This window comes from Butyrivibrio sp. YAB3001, assembly GCF_900112195.1.
GTDB lineage: Bacteria > Bacillota > Clostridia > Lachnospirales > Lachnospiraceae > Butyrivibrio.
The window spans coordinates 252,687-272,821 of the sequence record NZ_FOKR01000002.1 but is presented as its reverse complement, the minus strand read 5'-3'; the positions used below and the strand labels follow the sequence as shown (position 1 = coordinate 272,821).

General features: G+C 37.9%; 20 protein-coding genes. All 20 read left to right on the top strand.

Annotation, left to right across the window (positions count from 1 at the left end):
- The first annotated feature begins 7 nt into the window (after positions 1–7).
- The 20 genes from BM086_RS01230 to BM086_RS01135 all read left to right on the top strand — a co-directional run bounded on the left by BM086_RS01230 (position 8) and on the right by BM086_RS01135 (position 20,133).
- Complete coding sequence (locus tag BM086_RS01230) at positions 8–877, top strand: hypothetical protein (RefSeq protein ID WP_092322202.1); 870 nt, start codon at positions 8–10, stop codon at positions 875–877.
- 205 nt (positions 878–1,082) lie between these two features.
- Positions 1,083–1,265: a 50S ribosomal protein L32 gene (rpmF, locus tag BM086_RS01225; protein WP_013280968.1), complete on the top strand. Its 183-nt coding sequence runs from the start codon at positions 1,083–1,085 to the stop codon at positions 1,263–1,265.
- A 124-nt stretch (positions 1,266–1,389) separates the two neighbouring features.
- Complete coding sequence (gene plsX, locus BM086_RS01220) at positions 1,390–2,400, top strand: phosphate acyltransferase PlsX (protein ID WP_092322199.1); 1,011 nt, start codon at positions 1,390–1,392, stop codon at positions 2,398–2,400.
- 55 nt (positions 2,401–2,455) lie between these two features.
- On the top strand, positions 2,456–2,692 hold the full coding sequence (acpP, locus tag BM086_RS01215) for an acyl carrier protein (protein ID WP_092322196.1): 237 nt from the start codon (positions 2,456–2,458) through the stop codon (positions 2,690–2,692).
- A gap of 60 nt (positions 2,693–2,752) precedes the next feature.
- The gene (rnc, locus tag BM086_RS01210) at positions 2,753–3,445 is read left to right on the top strand and encodes a ribonuclease III (protein WP_092322193.1); all 693 of its coding nucleotides are present in this window, start codon (positions 2,753–2,755) and stop codon (positions 3,443–3,445) included.
- A gap of 2 nt (positions 3,446–3,447) precedes the next feature.
- Positions 3,448–7,005, top strand: coding sequence for a chromosome segregation protein SMC (gene smc, locus BM086_RS01205; protein ID WP_092322191.1), 3,558 nt, complete (start codon positions 3,448–3,450; stop codon positions 7,003–7,005).
- Positions 7,005–7,919, top strand: a complete 915-nt coding sequence (gene ftsY, locus BM086_RS01200; protein WP_092322188.1) for a signal recognition particle-docking protein FtsY — start codon at positions 7,005–7,007, stop codon at positions 7,917–7,919. Before smc ends, ftsY begins: the two co-directional genes overlap by 1 nt.
- A gap of 114 nt (positions 7,920–8,033) precedes the next feature.
- Positions 8,034–9,260: a threonine ammonia-lyase gene (gene ilvA / locus BM086_RS01195; protein WP_092322185.1), complete on the top strand. Its 1,227-nt coding sequence runs from the start codon at positions 8,034–8,036 to the stop codon at positions 9,258–9,260.
- 1 nt (position 9,261) lies between these two features.
- On the top strand, positions 9,262–10,143 hold the full coding sequence (locus BM086_RS01190) for a YitT family protein (protein WP_092322182.1): 882 nt from the start codon (positions 9,262–9,264) through the stop codon (positions 10,141–10,143).
- Between the two features lie 5 nt (positions 10,144–10,148).
- On the top strand, positions 10,149–11,237 hold the full coding sequence (locus BM086_RS01185) for a glycoside hydrolase family 25 protein (protein ID WP_092322179.1): 1,089 nt from the start codon (positions 10,149–10,151) through the stop codon (positions 11,235–11,237).
- A 99-nt stretch (positions 11,238–11,336) separates the two neighbouring features.
- Positions 11,337–11,684 (top strand): YlxM family DNA-binding protein, encoded by a 348-nt coding sequence (gene ylxM / locus BM086_RS01180; RefSeq protein WP_092322176.1) that lies wholly within the window; start codon positions 11,337–11,339, stop codon positions 11,682–11,684.
- Positions 11,685–11,687: 3 nt separating this feature from the next.
- Positions 11,688–13,055 carry a signal recognition particle protein gene (gene ffh, locus BM086_RS01175; protein WP_092322174.1) on the top strand — a complete coding sequence of 456 codons (1,368 nt, stop codon included), beginning with the start codon at positions 11,688–11,690 and terminating at the stop codon, positions 13,053–13,055.
- Between the two features lie 82 nt (positions 13,056–13,137).
- The gene (rpsP, locus tag BM086_RS01170; RefSeq protein WP_092322171.1) at positions 13,138–13,380 is read left to right on the top strand and encodes a 30S ribosomal protein S16; all 243 of its coding nucleotides are present in this window, start codon (positions 13,138–13,140) and stop codon (positions 13,378–13,380) included.
- 64 nt (positions 13,381–13,444) lie between these two features.
- Positions 13,445–13,672, top strand: coding sequence for a KH domain-containing protein (locus tag BM086_RS01165; RefSeq protein ID WP_092322168.1), 228 nt, complete (start codon positions 13,445–13,447; stop codon positions 13,670–13,672).
- A 93-nt stretch (positions 13,673–13,765) separates the two neighbouring features.
- Complete coding sequence (trmD, locus tag BM086_RS01160; protein WP_092322165.1) at positions 13,766–14,578, top strand: tRNA (guanosine(37)-N1)-methyltransferase TrmD; 813 nt, start codon at positions 13,766–13,768, stop codon at positions 14,576–14,578.
- A 135-nt stretch (positions 14,579–14,713) separates the two neighbouring features.
- Positions 14,714–15,226 (top strand): ribosome maturation factor RimM, encoded by a 513-nt coding sequence (gene rimM, locus BM086_RS01155; RefSeq protein ID WP_092322162.1) that lies wholly within the window; start codon positions 14,714–14,716, stop codon positions 15,224–15,226.
- A gap of 94 nt (positions 15,227–15,320) precedes the next feature.
- Positions 15,321–16,097, top strand: a complete 777-nt coding sequence (gene udp, locus BM086_RS01150; protein ID WP_092322159.1) for a uridine phosphorylase — start codon at positions 15,321–15,323, stop codon at positions 16,095–16,097.
- Positions 16,098–16,153: 56 nt separating this feature from the next.
- On the top strand, positions 16,154–17,278 hold the full coding sequence (locus BM086_RS01145) for a BMP family lipoprotein (protein WP_092322157.1): 1,125 nt from the start codon (positions 16,154–16,156) through the stop codon (positions 17,276–17,278).
- 168 nt (positions 17,279–17,446) lie between these two features.
- Positions 17,447–18,982 carry an ABC transporter ATP-binding protein gene (locus BM086_RS01140; RefSeq protein WP_092322154.1) on the top strand — a complete coding sequence of 512 codons (1,536 nt, stop codon included), beginning with the start codon at positions 17,447–17,449 and terminating at the stop codon, positions 18,980–18,982.
- A gap of 5 nt (positions 18,983–18,987) precedes the next feature.
- Positions 18,988–20,133, top strand: coding sequence for an ABC transporter permease (locus BM086_RS01135; protein ID WP_092322151.1), 1,146 nt, complete (start codon positions 18,988–18,990; stop codon positions 20,131–20,133).
- Positions 20,134–20,135: the final 2 nt, after the last annotated feature.

Here is a 20,135-nt window from a genome sequence, read left to right as displayed (position 1 = left end):
GTAACTTATGTTGAAAAATAAGTATTCAGGTATTGTTGCAATTTTTGGTTTAGTTTTGTGTTTGTCAGGTTGCGGAGAGGCATTTCCTGATCTTACGCAGGAACAGTATGATCAGACTGTTGAATATGCGGCAGGGCTTTTACTTAAGTATTCCAATAATGGCCAGTCCAAGCTGACATATGTTGATGCCAAACTGGTTCAGAAAGAAATGGATAAAGAAAAGGCAGCGGCTGAAGCAAGCAGTGAGGAAGCCAGTACGAAAAAAACTGAGCAGACTAGTTCAAAGCCAAAAACATCATCTGAGTCCGAAAGCAAGACAGAAGAAAGTTCTGCACAAACTCAAGAGTCTGAAAGTGGCATTGAGGAAAAAGAGATTCCTGTAGAACAAACTGATGATTCCGGTGATGCAAGTTCTGAGGAAACACCATCTACTGAGAACTATGACCCTTCAGAGCCTGTATTATCAAATGAAGATACTCAGGAAATAGTACCTGGAATGTTTTTATCTTATCAGGGCTATTCAATATCAAGCACGTACCCGGAAAAATCAAAGAGCTACGTTATAAATGCGGAAAAAGGTAAAAAACTTTTGGTTCTTAGATTTGACCTTTATAATTCAACAGATGCTGATAAGAATGTGAATCTGCTTCAGCATAATATTCTTTTCCAGGTACTAATAAACGGTTCTAATATAGGGTATACTTCTGTTACTGTGCTTCCCAATGATTTATCATCATTTGTTGGCAGCATAGAATCAAAAGCTCATGAAAGTCTTGTTGTTTTGTCTGAGATAGATGAGTCTTTGTCTACGGAGATAAAGACACTTGAATTGGTTATTTTTGATGGTGACCAGAAAGAGACTGTTTTCTTAAAATGAGTTCAGAAACAGTTATAAATAGTAGCAATAATAGGTGTACATTCCGTTAATTGTATTAAAAGATTTGTGCCAAAATGAAAAAAGTGATTGACAACAGAAACCATTATGGATATACTTAACGGGTATGCTAATGAATAAACGTAAACAATTGCCTTATAAATACAGGCAGTTTCTTATACGGTTACTGTAAGGAGGTGTTTCTGAAATGTCAATCTGCCCTAAGAATAAGTCATCAAAAGGCCACAGAGATCAGAGAAGAGCTAACTGGAAAATGACAGCTCCTACTCTTGTAAAGTGCAGTCATTGTGGAGCTCTTATGCAGCCTCATCAGGTTTGCAAGAAGTGTGGCTACTACAATAAGAAGAACATTGTTGAAACTGAGGCTTGATAAGTTTTAGTGCAACTTCATCAGTTCGAATTTTAAGGCTTTCCGATTATATCGGAAAGCCTTGATTTTTATATATCACTCTAGTATATTAGAATAAGTCAAATCTGATATGGGGGAATGTTTAATGGCTGAACTTGTTAGAGTTGCGGTTGATGCAATGGGTGGTGATAATGCACCTTTTGTTACAGTTAAGGGTGCAGTTGATGCTATAAAGGAGTCTGATAACCTTAAAGTTTTTTTGGTAGGTAAGAAGGACCTTATTGAAAGTGAACTTTCAAAATATGAATATAATAAAGATAGATTAGAGTTGGTTGATGCCACAGAGGTTATCGAGATGGCAGAACCACCTGTAATGGCTATAAGAACCAAGAAGGATTCATCTATAGTAAAAGCTATGTACATGGTAAATCACGGTGAGGCAGATGCTTATGTTTCAGCCGGAAGTACAGGTGCAACTTTAGTTGGTGGTCAGGTTATTGTCGGAAGACTTAAAGGTGTTGACAGAGCACCACTTGCTCCGCTTATTCCTACAGAAAAGGGCAACTCATTACTTATAGATTGTGGAGCCAATGTTGACGCAAGATCTAATCATCTTGTTCAATTTGCTAAAATGGGCACTGTCTATATGGAAAATGTAATGGGAATCAAGAATCCCACGGTTGCGATAGTTAATATTGGAGCTGAAGAAGAAAAAGGAAATGCCCTTGTTAAAGAGACTTATCCATTGCTTAAGAATTGCCCTGATATCAACTTTATTGGCAGCGTAGAAGCAAGAGATATACCTGCGGGTTTTGCGGATATTATTGTTTGCGAAGCGTTTACAGGAAATGTCATCCTCAAGATGTATGAGGGTGTTGCAAAATCCATGATGCATGTCATTAAAAAAGGACTTATGAGTAACTTAAAGACCAAGATTGGAGCTCTTCTTATAAAGGATGACCTCAAGAAGTCTCTGGCAGATTATAGCATGGACAAATATGGCGGAGCACCGATGCTTGGATTAAAAGGTCTTGTAGTCAAGACTCATGGCAGTGCTAATGATATAGAAGTGAAGAATTCTATTTTACAGTGTGTAACATTTACAGAACAAAAGATAAGTGAAAAGATCAGCAAGAAGCTTTCACAGGAAGCTTGATATGCTATCAATTATATATTTATTATGCTGATTTGGCAGTAAAGGAAGGTTTATTATGGAATTTGAAAAAATGAAAGAAATTATTGCAAATGTACTTAATGTTGATCCTGAGGAGATAACATTAGATACAACATTTACGGAAGATCTTGGAGCAGATTCACTTGATCTTTTCCAGATCATCATGGGACTTGAAGATGAATTTGATGTTCAGATCGATCCTGAGAAAACAGAGAATATCGCTACTGTAGGTGAAGCAGTTGAGCTTCTTAAAACAGCAGTTTCAGGTAAATAAATTATCTCTTTAATAAGGCAGTTACGTACTGCCTTATTTAGTTATATAGTGAGGATAGTTATGTTAGAACAAAAAGATTTAGAAGAATTTGAACAGAAAATAGGATATTCCTTCAGAGACAGGGAGTTATTGATTCAGGCATTGACTCATAGTTCTTTTGTCAACGAACAGAAAATAAATAAAAAACCCGATTATGAAAGGCTTGAATTTTTGGGTGATGCAGTGCTTGAGATGATCTCAAGTGCATTTCTTTACAGGAAATATCCCGATAAAAAAGAAGGTGAGATGTCTAAGATAAGAGCATCTCTTGTTTGCGAACCAGCTCTTGCGTACTGTTCAGAACAACTTAATCTTAAGTCATACATTCAGCTTGGAAAGGGTGAAGAACTCACAGGGGGAAGAAATAAGGAATCAATTATCGCAGATGTCATGGAAGCTGTTATTGGTGCATTGTTTCTTGATGGAGGAATTGATCAGTCCAAGCGTTTTATAGACAGTTTTGTGCTTACAAATGCAGATAGTATGGAGATGTTCAGCGACAGCAAATCTATTCTTCAGGAGTTTGTACAGGGGAATAATCTTGGGACTGTTCGTTATGAAACATGTGGCGAGAGTGGCCCTGAACATGATAAAATATTTGAGGTCCGTGTTTTTATCGGGGATAAGAATTATGGAGAGGGGACAGGTAAGACGAAGAAGGCTGCGGAACAGAAGGCAGCTTATCAGGCACTTCTTGTATTGAAAAATAAATAAAAATGTATTTAAAAAGTATCGAAATTCATGGCTTTAAGTCTTTTGCCAATAAAATAAAATTCGATTTTCACAATGGAATCACCGGCATTGTCGGACCAAATGGTTCGGGTAAGAGTAATGTTGCCGATGCCGTAAGATGGGTTCTGGGTGAACAGAGAATAAAACAGCTTCGTGGCGGTTCTATGCAGGATGTTATTTTTTCCGGTACGGAGCTTCGTAAACCGCTTGGTTATGCATTTGTTGCTATTACACTAGATAATTCAGATCATTCATTAGCTATTGATTATGACGAGGTAACTGTTTCCAGACGACTCTATCGTTCCGGAGAAAGTGAGTACATGATCAATGGCTCTTCTTGTCGTCTAAAAGATGTGAATGAACTTTTTATGGATACCGGTATCGGTAAAGAGGGATACTCTATTATCGGACAGGGCCAGATAGATCAGATTTTGTCCAGTAAGCCTGAGGATAGAAGAAATCTTTTTGATGAGGCTGCCGGCATTGTTAAATTCAAATCCCGTAAAGAAACAGCGATAAAAAAACTTGAAGAAGAAAAAATAAATCTTACAAGATTAAGTGATATCTTGTCCGAGCTTGAAAAACAGATAGGACCGCTGGAAAAGCAATCTGCTGTTGCAAAGGAATATCTTAAATTCAGAGAGCGTTTAAAGACTTTGGATGTGAACATGTTCCTCTTGGAAAACAAAAACCAGAAACAGCAGTTTGAAGAGACACAAAAAAATCTGGAGATTGCTGTAAATGCCCTTGGTGAAGCTAAGGTTAACTATGAAAAGACCAGAGAAGAATATGAGAATATTCAGAAACAGCTTGAAATTCTGGATCAGGAAATCGATGAAGCAAGAGCGAAGATAACGGATTCCTCTGTTAAACGTGAGAAACTAGAAGGACAGATAGGGATTCTCAATGAAAAAATAAAAGCAGCTTCTTCAAATGATGCTCATTTTAAGCAGAGAATGCAGGATGAGCAGGCCAAGATTGATGAAAAAAATGAAAAAAAGCAGCAGTATCTTGATGAAAAAGCTGAGGTTGATAAGGAAGCAGAAATCTTAAAGGCTAGCAGAGATGAAGCCAGGAAAGAGCTTGAAAAGATAGTCACTCAGATTTCTATTATAAATGATGAAGTAGAAGAATGTAAGAATACTATCATTGAAATTCTTGGAAAAAGGGCAACAATAAAGTCAAAACTTAGTTCCCTTGAAACAATGAGAGAACAGGTAAATATCAGAAAAGCAGAGCTTACCGGTAAACTTGTTCGAGCCCGTTCTGACGAATCCAGGCAGGAAGAAATAATTAAGCAGTACAGAGATGAATTTGATGCAATAACTGCTGAGATTTCAGAAATGAATAAGAAGCAGAAAGATGCGGAGAAGGAAGTTGTTTCAATCCGCGAACAAATGAGTCTCAAGGATACAGAACTTCGAAAGACTCAGTCTCTTTATCAGCAGGAGAAATCCAAGCTTGAGGCACTTGCAAATCTAACTGAAAGATACGAGGGTTACGGTGGCAGTGTCAAGAAAGTAATGGAAAGAAAAGACGATACCAAGGGTATTATTGGTGTTGTTGCGGATATTATAAAGACTGAGCCTAAATATGAAACAGCAATAGAAGTAGCACTTGGCGGCAATATTCAGAACATCGTAACCGATGATGAGGAAACTGCTAAGAAGATGATTCGGTATCTTAAGGATACCAAGGCAGGTCGAGCAACATTTTTGCCGCTTACTTCACTTGATAATCCGCCTGAATTAAAGGCAAAAGAAGCACTTAATGAAGTGGGCGTCCTTGGAATGGCTGATGAACTTGTAAGCACTGATCCAAGGTATAAATGTGTTGCAAAGGCAATGCTTGGAAGAATCGTAGCTGTTGATAATATTGATAATGCAGTTAAGATTGCCAAAAAATATAATTATACGGTGCGGATGGTAACTCTGGAGGGTGAATTATTGGTTCCAGGAGGAGCTATCAGTGGTGGTGCCTTTAAAAATAACAGTAATCTTCTTGGAAGACGTCGTGAAATGGAAGACCTTGAGAATAATGTCAAGAAGTACAAGGCAAAGATTGATGATCTTCAAAAAGAGATTGAAGAAGCCAGAACAAAAAGAAATGAACTCAGACTTTTGGCAGAGGAACTTAGATCCAAACTTCAAGATAAGTTTATTGCGCAGAATACAGCGAGACTTAATGTTGAGAATGAAGAAAGACGTCAGGAAGAGCAAAAGGGCAGTTTTTCAGATTTAAAGGCTGAAAACGATGAGATTGAGTCAAGACTTAAAGAAATAGCAGAAGAAAAGGAAACTGCTTCAGCATCCCTGCAGGAATCTGAAAATGTTGAAAAAGAGTGTACTTTAAAAGTAGAAAAATTCCAGAAAGAACTTGAAGGTCTTCATGAAATTGAAGAAAAAGAAAATGAAAAGGTTTCAAAATGGGATATTCAGTACGAAAAAGTTGCTCAGAAGCAGGAATTTCAACAGCAGAATATCGATAGAATGACCGATGAAATACAGGAAGAACAAAAATCATATGATGAGATTGTTCGTTCTTTAAAAGAAAACGAGGAAATTCTTTTACAGAGCAAAAAGGATATTGAAGAAATCAGACTTACTATCGAAGCTTCTGCAAATGTGCAGGATGAGACTACCAAGGAACTTGACGAGAAAAAGGAACAGAAAAATAATCTGTCTCTTGCACAGAAAGACTTTTTTGGAAAGACTGAGGAACTGAATAATCAGATGTCCAGTCTCGATAAAGAAGTAAACAGGCTGTCATCACGAAAGGAAAAGTGTCAGGAAGCAATCGAATCTCAGATCAATTATATGTGGAATGAGTATGAGATAACGCTTACAGATGCAGCAAATCTACGTGACGAAGAAATGACAGATGTACCTGCTATGCGTAAAGAAATAGGATCTTTGAAGGATTCTATCAGAAAACTTGGTGATGTTAATGTTAATTCCATTGAGGATTATAAGAATCTCATGGAAAGATATACATTTATGAAAACGCAGCATGATGATCTTATTGTTGCAGAGGAACAGCTTAAGGGAATCATCAAAGACCTGGACGAGTCAATGCGAAAGCAGTTCATAGAACAGTTCCAGAAGATAAATACTGAGTTCGACAAGGTATTTAAGGAAATGTTTGGCGGCGGTAAGGGCTCGTTGGAACTCAATGAGGAAGAAGATGTGCTTGAAGCAGGCATACGAATAAATGCTCAGCCACCTGGCAAAAAGCTTGTAAATATGATGCAGATGTCCGGTGGAGAGAAGGCTCTTACAGCTATAGCACTTTTGTTTGCAATTCAGAATCTTAAGCCTTCTCCATTCTGTCTTTTGGATGAGATTGAGGCTGCGCTTGATGAAAACAACGTTGTTCGTTTTGCAAAGTATCTTCATAAACTTTCGAGCACACAGTTTATAGTAATTACTCACCGTCGTGGTACAATGGAAAGTGCTGACAGATTATATGGTATCACCATGCAGGAGAAGGGCGTTTCAACGCTTGTTAGTGTTAATCTCATTGATAAGGAGCTTACGAATTAATGGCTAATGGATTTTTTTCAAAATTACAGCAGGGACTTACCCGCACCAGAGACAATATCGCTAAGGGCATTGACAATGTTTTTAGCGGCTTTTCAAGTATCGATGATGATTTTTATGAAGAACTTGAAGAAACGCTTATCATGGGTGATATTGGAATAAATGCTACAAGCAAGATCATGGATGAACTCAGATCTCAGGTTAAGGAAAAGCATATTAAAGACCCAGCCGAGTGCAAGGCATTACTTATCGAAGATATCAGAGAGCAGATGAAAACTAATGAAAATGCCTATGATTTCGAGGATAAGAAAACAGTTATTTTTGTTATCGGAGTTAATGGCGTAGGCAAGACTACATCAGTAGGAAAGCTTGCAGCCAATTTCAGAAGAAAGGGTAAAAAGGTGCTTATTGCAGCCGCTGATACTTACAGAGCTGCGGCTACAGAACAGCTTCAGGGCTGGGCAGATAGAGCCGGAACACCGCTTATTACTGGTAGAGAAGGCGCTGATCCTGCCAGTGTTATCTATGATGCAGTTGGCGCTTTTAAGGCGAGAGATATAGATATTCTGATAGTTGATACTGCTGGAAGATTACACAATAAGAAAAATCTTATGGAAGAACTTGCGAAGATGAACAGAATCATTGATAAAGAGCTTGCAGGTGTATGCAGAGAGAACTTTATCGTTCTTGATGGAACAACAGGTCAGAATGCGCTTAATCAGGCAAGAGAATTTGGTGAGGCTGCTAATCTTACAGGCATCGTGCTGACTAAACTTGATGGCACTGCAAAAGGGGGAATTGCGGTAGCGATTGTTTCTGAACTTAATATTCCTGTAAAGTATATTGGTGTCGGCGAAGCGATTGATGATCTTGAGAGATTTAATTCAGATGAGTTTGTAGATGCGTTGTTTTCATGATTGAAGCAAAAATTTTTGTGAAAGTATTATGTTTTAGTGTATTTACATTTACTGTTTAAATCTTTTATGTGTACAATAGGCAAAGAAAGTATTATATAGCTGGAGGAGAAGCAGATGTTGGAAGATGAGAAGATGACTCTCGATAAATTCGAGAATGCTTATGAAGATGTAAAGAAAGTTACACTTGAGACAAAACTTATTTACAGTGATTATTGGAGCAATATGACTGGAAATAAGGTTTATTTGAAGCCTGAAAACCTTCAAAGAACAGGTGCTTACAAGGTTCGTGGCGCATATTATAAGATAACTACTCTTTCAGAAGAAGAGAGAAAAAAAGGTCTCATTACAGCTTCTGCCGGAAACCATGCGCAGGGTGTAGCATATGCAGCAAAGTGTTATGGCGTAAAGGCTACTATTGTTATGCCTACTTCAACACCACTTATCAAGGTCAATAGAACAAAGGCTCTTGGCGCAGAAGTTGTTCTTCATGGAAATGTTTATGATGAAGCTTACGAAAAGGCTGTTGAGCTTGCAAATGAACATGGATATACTATGGTTCACCCGTTTAATGATCTTGATGTTGCTACAGGACAGGGCACCATTGCAATGGAAATTATAAAAGAACTTCCTACAGTAGATTATATTTTGGTGCCAATCGGAGGAGGTGGTCTTGCAACAGGCGTTTCAACTTTGGCTAAACTCCTTAATCCCAAGATAAAAGTAATAGGTGTTGAGCCTGCTGGCGCTAATTGCATGCAGGAATCAATTAAGGCTGGACATGTTGTTACACTTCCTTCAGTAAATACAATTGCTGACGGCACAGCTGTTAAGACTCCGGGAGAAAAGATATTCCCATATCTTTCAGCAAATATCGACGATATCATTACCGTTCCTGACGAAGATCTTGTAGTATCATTTTTGGATATGGTTGAAAATCACAAGATGGTAGTAGAAAATTCAGGACTTCTTTCAGTGGCTGCCCTTAAGCAGCTTGATTGCAAGGATAAAAAAATAGCCTGTGTTCTTTCAGGCGGTAATATGGATATCATTACTATGTCTTCTGTTGTTCAGCAGGGACTTATTATGAGAGACAGAATATTTACAGTTTCTGTGCTTCTTCCTGATAAGCCGGGTGAACTTTCAAGAGTTTCAGGAATTATTGCCGAAGAAAATGGTAATGTTATTAAGCTTGAGCATAATCAGTTTGTTTCCATAAACAGAAGCGCAGCAGTGGAACTTAGAATTACACTTGAGGCGTTTGGAAGCGAGCATAAAGAGCAGATTATGGATGCTCTCAATAAAAATGGTTATAAACCAAGAATTGTAAGGACAAACATTTAATATGAGCAGTTTGAAAAAGAATGATATAAAAAAGAGACTTATGGAATATGTTGTAATAACATTTGCAGCATCTTTGTACGGACTTGCCACAGCTCTTTTGATAGATCCAAATAATATTGCCCCCGGAGGAATAACAGGTCTTGCAATTGTTATGAACAGACTTATTCCTATAGGAACAGGTATGTGGTTTTTGTTTATGAACATTCCTATTCTGATTATAGCTATCTGGAAATTTGGCATACGATTTACCATTTCCACGATATATGCCACATCTGTAATATCGTGGTCAACGGATTTTTTCAGCAACTACCTTGGGGCATTTATGATCAAAGATATTATTCTTGGAGTTACGATTGGTAGTGCTTTATCTGCTGTTGCAATGGGACTTGTTTTCAAAAGCCATGCAACCAGTGGTGGAACAGATGTTATAATTAAGTTATTAAGACTTAAATATCCGCATATCAAGACTGGAATGCTTTATATCCTTACTGATGTGGTTGTTCTTATCATTGCAGGTGTTGTATTTAATGATATAACTGCTGCATTATATTCATTTATTTCAGTTATGGTAACATCATCAGTGTTGGATCTTGTTTTATATGGCAGAGATGGAGCTAAGCTTGTATATATCATCTCTGATCATCCTGATATTATTACTGCCAGACTTCTTGAGGAACTTGACATCGGCGCAACTCATGTCTTTGCGCAGGGCGCATATAGCGGTGAAAAGAAAAAAGTTATCATGTGTGCGATCAAGAAGAGATTATCACCAATGGCTGAGGATATTGTCAGAGATGAAGATCCTAATGCATTTATGATCGTAACAAGTGCCAGTGAGATATTCGGTGAAGGCTATAAAAGTTATTTTGACGAGAGAATGTAAAAAACATGAATAATACTTCCCAGGATTCAAGAGAAAGAATTGGTGTCAGAAATACTCACAATATAATTTCAATTATTTTTTTAAGCCTTGTAGCATTACTTGCTCTTTCTTTTAGCATAATGTTGCTTATTAAGAATGCATCACTCAAAAGAGAAGAAGAAGCTGTCAGAATGGAGTTGGAAGCTTTAAACAATGAAGGCTATTATACTTTGACAGAAGCTGACAGACTTGTTGAAGAGGCAAAAAAAGAAGCAGAAATAGAAACGACAAATTCTATTAAAAGCAAGATACAATCTAAGTTGGAGGCTGGTGAAGGGACGACAGCTACTATCAGATCTCTTTTTCCAGAGCAGATGGTGGTTGCAAGTTCCGGCAAATATTACTTTTTTCCGATACTTGATTCTATAGCGCATCACGGGTTTGGCGATGAAGACTTTGTGGTTGGCGATGACGGTTTTCTTAAATACGTTGGAAACGATACTAATGTGCATGTGAAAAAGGGCATAGATGTTTCCAGATTTCAAGGAAAAATCAATTGGAAAAAGGTTGCCGATGCAGGCATTGATTTTGCTTTTATAAGAGTTGGTCTTCGCGGAACCAAAGAAGGAACTCTATTGGTTGATGATTGTTTTAGTGACAACATTAAAGGAGCTACCGAAAATGGGATTGACGTAGGCGTTTATTTTTACTCACAGGCTTTGAATGAAGAAGAGGCCAAGGAAGAACTCCAAATTGTACTTGATAATATTGAACCGTACAGTATCAAATATCCGGTTGTAATCGATATAGAATCCGCTGATTCGGATACTGCGCGCACTAACAATATGACCTCAGATGATTATGAGAATGTTGTCAGAGTTTTTTGTGATATGGTAAGGAGTGCGGGATATAAGCCGATGGTCTATGGCAATGTTAAGTCATTTACATTGCTTATGGATGCAAAAGATGTGGATGATTACGGAATATGGATTGCTTATTATGGAACGCCACTTTATTATCCATACCATTTTGATGTATGGCAGTTTAGTTCAACCGGTACGGTAGATGGCATTGAGGGCAATGTTGATCTTGATATCTGTATAACTGAATATTGATCATTTAAATCAATCTTAAAGGTGTCAAGAAAAAATACTTGACACCTTTATCGTTTTTGTATATTATAACAATTGTGTTTAATGGTAAAGAGGATATTTATGAGAGAAATCGTAGAGCAAGGCTTGTTGTATGATTTTTATGGCGAGCTTCTAACTAAACATCAAAGAGATATTTTTGAAGCAGCTGTATATAATGATATGTCTCTTACCGAAATTGCTGATGAGAACGGCATAAGTAAGCAGGGGGTACATGATCTTATCAAGAGATGTACCAATACACTTCAAAGTTATGAAGACAGGCTTCACATGATAAGACGTTTTGAAGCTATTAAGGCTCAGGCAGAGCAGCTTGAACAACTGTCTAAGTCGGATGATATTCCTAGCTATGAAGATTTACAGATTCAACTTAAAACAATTTCAGGCAAAATTTTAGAGGAGCTCATTTAGCAGATGGCTTTTGAAAGTCTTACAGATAAACTTCAAAATGTATTTAAAGGATTGCGTGGCAAGGGCCGATTAACTGAAGAAGATGTCAAGGTGGCACTTAAAGAAGTTAAGATGGCGCTGCTTGAGGCGGATGTTAGTTTCAAGGTGGTTAAGCAGTTCATTTCAGCGATACAGGAAAGAGCTGTGGGAGAAGATGTTCTTAATGGACTTAATCCCGGGCAGATGGTTGTTAAGATAGTTAACGAAGAGATGATATCTCTTATGGGTTCTGAAACAACTGAGTTGCAGCTTCAGCCGATTAACACTGTTACAGTTCTTATGATGTGTGGTCTTCAGGGTGCCGGTAAAACAACTACTGCAGCCAAGATAGCAGGTAAGCTTAAGCTTAAGGGAAGAAAACCACTTCTTGTAGGATGTGATATATACAGACCTGCTGCTATCGAGCAGCTTAGAATAAATGCAGAGAGACAACAGGTTGATTTCTTTACATTAGGAACTCATGCAGATCCTATCGATATAGCTAAGTCTGCAATAGATAAGGCACAAAAGGATGGCAATAATGTTGTTATCCTCGATACAGCCGGAAGACTTCAGATTGATGACATCATGATGCAGGAACTTGCAGAAATCAAGAGAGCTGTTACTGTTCATCAGACATTGCTTGTCGTTGATGCCATGACTGGTCAGGAAGCTGTTAATGTGGCTTCTGAGTTCAATGAGAAGGTTGGAGTTGATGGAATCGTCCTTTCCAAGATGGACGGTGATTCAAGAGGTGGTGCAGCGCTTTCCACTAAGGCTGTTACCGGAAAACCTATATTGTTTGTTGGTATGGGTGAGAAATTATCTGACCTTGAGCAGTTCTATCCGGACAGAATGGCCAGCAGAATTCTAGGCATGGGTGATGTTCTTAGCCTTATTGATAAGGCTGTGGAAGCAAATGCTGAAAGAGATGCTGAAAAAGATCGAGAAATGGCCCAGAAGATGAAAAAGGGCAAGATTGATTTTGAGATGTATCTTGAGAGTATGAAGCAGATGCGCAATATGGGTGGCCTTTCTTCAATATTGTCGATGCTTCCTGGAATGGGCAAAATCAGTGATGATATGCTTCCTGATGAAAAGCAGCTTGCAAGAATTGAAGCAATTGTTCTTTCTATGACACCTGAAGAACGTAAGAATCCAAAGCTTATGAGCCCGCAGAGAAAATTCAGAATTGCCAAAGGCTCAGGTAATGACATTGCTGAAGTCAATAGATTTATCAAACAGTTTGAACAGATGCAGAAAATGATGAAGCAGATGCCCGGACTTATGGGAGGCAAGCGTGGCTTTGGTAGATTTGGTGGTTTCCCAGGTGGCGGAAAATTTCCGTTTTGATATGTCAATCAGCTAATAATAAGCTGTTTTTTACATATAATTATAACTTTTTTATCTATTTATTTTATGGAGGATTTTAAAAATGGCAGTAAAGATGAGATTAAAGAGAATTGGTAAGAAGAAGGTTCCTTTCTACAGAATTATCGTTTCTGATTCAAAGGCTCCTGTACAGGGTAAATTCATTGATGAGATCGGTACATATGATCCTAACACAGATCCTAGCACTGTAAAGATCGATGAAGAACTTGCTAAGAAGTGGCTTGCAAATGGTGCACAGCCTACAGAATCAGTTGCTAAGCTTCTTAAGCAGGCCGGCATTAAATAATTTGGTATTGTCTCTATATAGTTGCATTATATGCGACTAATTAACATATGCCGGGGGTTATTCAATGAAAGAATTGGTGGAAGTTATCGCAAAAGCGCTGGTTGATAATCCGGATGAGGTAGTCGTTTCCGAGAAAAATGACGGGCGTAATATTATGATTGAGCTTCATGTTGCACCTTCAGACATGGGCAAAGTTATTGGCAAGCAGGGACGTATAGCTAAGGCTATCCGTGCTGTTGTTAAGGCAGCATCAACAAGAGAAAATCTTAAAGTCGATGTTGAGATTGTTTGAGCATATCTTTGATGGCTTGTATAGTAAGTCGAATAAGGCTTTTTGCTTTATTCGACTTTTCTAATATATTTAAAAGACGGGTATTTGAATACTATGAATTTTTATATAATGACTCTTTTCCCTGAAATGATAATGGGCAGTCTTTCAAGCAGTATTACTGGCAGAGCTCAGGATAAGGGATATATTTCGTTTGATGCAGTAAATATTAGGGATTATTCAACAGATAAGCATCACAAAGTTGATGATTACACATATGGTGGCGGTGCAGGAATGCTTATGCAGGCACAGCCAATTTATGATTGCTACTTATCAATAGAGAAGAAAGTATTGGAAAGAAGTGGTAAGAAACCACGTGTGATCTATGTTACACCTCAGGGAGAGACTTTTAATCAGAATAAAGCCAGTGAACTTGCAAAAGAAGAAAATCTGGTTTTTCTTTGCGGACATTATGAAGGTGTTGATGAAAGAGTGCTCGAAGAGATAGTAACTGATTATATTTCTATTGGTGACTATGTTCTCACCGGTGGAGAACTTCCGGCGATGGTCATGATCGATGCTATTTCAAGACTGGTTCCCGGAGTTCTAAATAATGATGAGTCAGCGATGACTGAGAGCTTTAATAATAATCTTCTTGAATATCCGCAGTATTCAAGACCTGAGGAATGGATGGGAAAAAAAGTTCCTCCAATTCTTTTATCCGGTGATCATAAAAAGGTTGATGAATGGCGTCTTGAAAAATCAATTGAACGTACAAAAGAGAGAAGACCGGATTTATATGAGAAATGGCTTATAGAAAATCCACCTAAGCCTGAGAAAAAGAAACGTAGAAGAAAAAAAGCTTCTGCTATTGGTGATTCTATAGATATTGAAGCAAAAACAGATCTGGCAAATGATATAGATAATTAGTTTTATGAAATATTACTTTATTATTGCATAAAAGCCGCGGCAAATGCGTGTTTCTTGTAATATCGTTCAAGAATACATACATTGTAAGATGGAGATTAACGAAAAATATAAATGAGTTTTTATGGAGAATAAATTATGACAGATAGATTTCAGGTTGGTGTTATTGCATCTACACATGGTTTGCAGGGAGAAGTCAATGTGTTTCCCACAACTGAGGATCCTAATCGTTTTAAAAAACTTAAAAAGGTAACGTTGCACACTCAAAAAGGTGAAAATATTGAACTGGATGTTCAGGGGGCAAGGTTTTTTAAGAAATTTGTTATTGTTAAGTTTAAACAATTTAATAATATAAATGATGTAGAGAAATTCCGCGGCTGTGAGCTTACTATTGACCGTAATGATGCAATAAAACTTGAGCCGGGCGAATATTATTGCGCTGATCTTATCGGGCTTAGTGTAGAGGATGAAGACGGAAAAATTCTTGGAACAATTTCTGATATTCTTCAGACAGGCGCAAATGATGTTTATGAAATGGTAAGAGAAGATAACGGCGAGAAGGTTTATATTCCTGCCATAAAGGACTGCGTAAAGAATATTGATATTGATAATAAAAAGATAGTAATTCATGTCATTGACGGACTATTGTAATTAATATTACTGATGACTTTTTGAACAAAATGAATTATAATTAGAATATTGCAAAATAAATTGAAATTTTATTTCTGAATTCATGGAGTGAAATATGGTCGATTATACTGAGGGTGCTGGATATCAGTATCATACTCATGTAAAAAAAGGTGATGTAGGCAGATATGTCATTCTTACGGGGGATCCCGGAAGATGCGAAACTATATCACATCTGTTTGATAATCCCGAATTTATAGCCTATAACAGAGAATACAATACATATACCGGTACAATAAACGGAGAAAAGGTAAGTGTTATGTCTACTGGTATTGGCGGAGCTTCAACAGCGATTGCAGTTGAGGAGCTTGTTAAGTGCGGTGCAGACACTTTTATTAGAATGGGAACTTCCGGTGGTATGCAGGATGATGTTATCGGTGGTGATATCGTTATAGCAAATGGTGCAATCCGTGCGGAAGGTACTTCCAAGGAGTATGCTCCGATTGAGTATCCTGCGGTTGCAAGCTTTGATGTTGTGAATTCTTTAGTCCAGGCTGCCAAGAAAACAAATGCCAAATATCATGTTGGGGTTGTCCAGTGTAAGGACTCTTTCTTTGGTCAGCATGAACCGGAGACTAAGCCTGTAGGACCTGAACTATTGTATAAATGGGATGCATGGATCAAATGCGGAGCTTTATGTTCTGAGATGGAATCTTCTACTTTATTTATTGTAGGTGATTATCTTCGCGTTAGAACAGGCGCGGTTTTGCTTGTGGTTGCCAATCAGGAACGTGCAAAAAAAGGTCTTTCAAACCCACAGGCGCACGATATGGATATAGTTTATAAAACTACTATCGAAGCTATTAAGAGCCTTATTGATATGGATAAAGCCTGAAATATGGTTTTATTATAAATTAGTGTCATGATTTTTTTATTAAATGGAGGGATTTTATGAAAAAGAAGATTTTTGCAGTTGTTTTAGCTGCAACAATGGCACTTTCTTCATTGGTAGGCTGTGGCTCATCAAGTAGTTCTACAAGCACTGCAGAGAAGAAGATTGCCATGATCACTGACTCTGGTGACATCACAGATATGTCATTCAACCAGACAACTTATGAAGCTTCTAAGGCTTTTGCTGAAGCTAATAAGGCTGAGTTCCAGTATTACAAACCTACTGAGGATTCAAATGAAGCACGTGTTGCTGCATTTAATAATGCAGTAGCTGATGGTTACAATGTTATTGTTGTTCCTGGTTACCTTTTCGCAGCAATGGTAGAGAACGTAGCAGAAGCTAACCCTGATGTTACAATCATTGCTCTTGACTGCTCACAGGGTGACTTCAGCGAAGGCTATACACTTCCTTCAAATGTTTGCTGCTTCACATATCAGGAAGAGCTTGCAGGATATATGGCTGGCTATGCTGTTGTTAAGGAAGGCTACAAGAAGCTTGGTTTCTTAGGTGGAATGGCTGTTCCTGCTGTTATCCGTTATGGTTATGGTTTCGTTCAGGGTGCTGATGCTGCTGCTTCAGAAATGGGCATCTCTTCAGACGTTGAAGTTAACTATGTATATGGCGGCCAGTTCTATGGTGATGAAGCTATTACAGCTACTATGGATACATGGTATTCAAATGGTACTGAAATAGTATTTGCCTGCGGTGGCGGTATCTTCACATCAGCTTGCGAAGCTGCTTGCAAAGTAGACGGTAAGGTTGTTGGTGTAGACGTTGACCAGTCTGGTGTTATCGAATCACAGTACAATGTTAAGGGACTTTGCGTAACATCTGCTATGAAGGGTCTTGCTGCAACTGTTAATTCAACACTTGCAGATGTATTTGCTGATAAGTGGTCAGATCATGCTGGAAAGTTCCAGAATCTTGGTCTTGTTTCCGGTGATGACCCATCACTTAACTATGTTCAGCTTCCTACAGATACATGGTCAATGACTAATTTCACTGTTGATGATTACAAGGCTCTTGTAAGCTCTATGTTTAGCGGCACTGTTAAGGTTAGCAACGGTATCGATGCAATGCCTTCAACATCAATCAAGGTTACAACATTTGATAACATCCACTAATTATTTTGGAGTGATTTTAAATGTTTTTTAAAAGGGAAGGTTTAAATCCTTCCCTTTTTTAAAAAAGTAATAAGTGAGCAAAGGCATAAAAAAGTATTTTTTCATAGATAAAAAAGTATTTTTTTATGGTTTTGCGGACCAAAAAACTGTTTAGGAAGGTATTGTGGTATGGATGATTATGTAATTGAGATGCTGCATATTACAAAAGAATTTCCAGGAATAATTGCAAATGATGATATCACATTGCAATTAAAGAGAGGAGAAATCCATGCACTTTTAGGGGAGAATGGTGCAGGAAAGTCCACTCTTATGAGTGTATTGTTTGGATTATACACTCCTGAGAAGGGTGTAATAAAGAAGGACGGCAAAGAAGTAAAGATAAAAAATCCTAACGATGCTACTGCACTGGGAATCGGTATGGTGCATCAGCATTTCATGCTTGTGGATATTTTTTCTGTTCTTGATAATATTATTCTTGGCGCTGAGCCTAATAAATTTGGCTTTTTAACTAAGGCGGCGGCAAGAAAAAAAGTTCTGGAGCTTTCTGATAAATATAATCTGAAAGTTGACCCGGACGCGCTTATTGAAGACATTACTGTTGGTATGCAGCAGCGTGTTGAAATTCTTAAGATGCTCTACAGAGATAATGACATTCTTATTTTTGATGAGCCAACTGCAGTTTTGACTCCTCAGGAAATCGATGAACTTATGAAAATCATGAAGAACCTTGCTGCAGAGGGAAAATCCATTTTGTTTATCACTCATAAGTTAAATGAAATCATGGAAGTTGCAGATCGCTGTAGTATCTTGAGAAGAGGTAAGTACATAGGTACTGTTGATGTGGCAAACACAACAAAAGAAGAATTGTCTTCCATGATGGTAGGAAGAGATGTTAAATTTGCTGTTGATAAGGCAGAGGCTAAGCCGGGAAAAGAGGTTCTTAAAGTCGAGAATGTATGTGTGAAGAGCAAGATTCATCAGAACGATTCAGTTCATAATGTGTCATTCAACGTAAGAGAAGGTGAGATAGTTTGTATTGCCGGTATTGATGGAAATGGCCAGACAGAATTTATTGGTGCGCTTACAGGAATCGACGATATATCCAGCGGTAAGATTTCTTTCCTTGGTGATGATATCACACATAAATCAATCAGATATAAGAATACTCATGGTATGAGCCATGTTCCGGAAGACAGGCATAAACATGGTCTTGTTCTTGATTATACACTTGAAGAAAACATGATTCTTCAAAGATATTTTGAACCTGATTTTTCTAATCATGGATTCATTAAAAAAGATGCAATGAGAGAGTATTCAAATAGACTTTCAGAGGCCTTTGATGTTCGTTCGGGACAGGGGCCTGAGACAATCGTCCGCTCAATGTCCGGTGGTAATCAGCAGAAGGCAATCATTGCGCGAGAAATGGACAGAGAACATAAGCTTTTGGTGGCGGTGCAGCCAACAAGAGGTCTGGATGTTGGAGCTATTGAATATATCCATGAAGAAATTGTAAAGCAGCGAGATGAAGGCTGTGCTATTTTACTTGTTTCATTGGAACTTGAAGAGGTAATGAACCTTTCAGACAGAATTCTTGTTATGTACGAAGGTGAAATAGTTGGAGAAGTTGATCCAAAGAAGACTACTCTTCAGGAATTAGGATTATATATGTCAGGTGCTAAACGTGACAATAGAAAGGAGGCGTAAAGGGAATGAATAACAAAAATGAATTTCTGAAAAAACCTGGTGTACAGACTCTGCTTGCATCTGTTCTTTGCGCAGTCCTTGGTATTATCCTTGGTTTTATAATCCTGTTATTTATGAATTCTGAACATGCTGCGGATGGTATGTTTGCAATCCTTAGAAATTTTTTTAAGTTTAGTAATAAGCCACAGCAGTTAATGTATTATTTTGGCTCTACTTTGGTTAAGTCAGTGCCTGTTATTCTTTGCGCAGAAGCGATTCTGTTTGCTTATAAGGCTGGTCTTTTTAACATTGGAGCTGCAGGACAGTATACAATTGGTATCCTTGTTTGTCTTTATACGTCACTGGCTCTTGGATGGAACTGGTTTTTATGCCTTCTTGCAGCAGCTGTTGCTGGCGGTTTGTGGGGGGCTCTGTGCGGCTTCTTTAAGGCTTTTTGTAATGTTAATGAAGTTATTGCAGGAATTATGCTTAACTGGATTGGTTTGTATCTTACAAATATCGTTCTTGGCAATGAGATATGCATGGATACAACTAAGTCTGAGACATATGATTTAACTTCAAAAAATGCTTCCGGTGTACTTCCGGGATTTATTCAGGGAGTATTTGGTAATAATCAGTACATGACTATTGCTGTTCCGATAACAGTTATTGTTGCCATTGTAATTCTTATCATTCTTAATAAGACAACATTTGGTTATGAACTTAAGGCTACAGGCCATAATAAGGATGCAGCTAAATATGCAGGTATGAATGCAAAAAGAAACATAATCCTTACACTTGTAATATCTGGCGCTATTTCCGGTCTTGCTGCTTCTTTATACTATCTGACAAGTATTGAACATTACAAGATTTCTTCATCTGTTCCCGGCATGGGCTTTTCCGGTATTGCGGTTGCATTCCTCGGAGGTCTTAACCCGATCGGAGCGATTTTTGCAGGCTTTTTTGTTGAGTATATTACTCTTGGCGGACAGTATCTGAATACAAATTATTACAACCCTCAGGTGGCAGATCTTATGATCGCTATTATTATCTACCTGTGCGGCTTTGTATTATTCTTTAAAACTGTGCTCAATAAGCCTAAGAAAATTAAAACAAATAATGCTGATACTAATAATAGTGCTGAAAAATCAGCTGCTAAGAAGGAGGTGTAAGA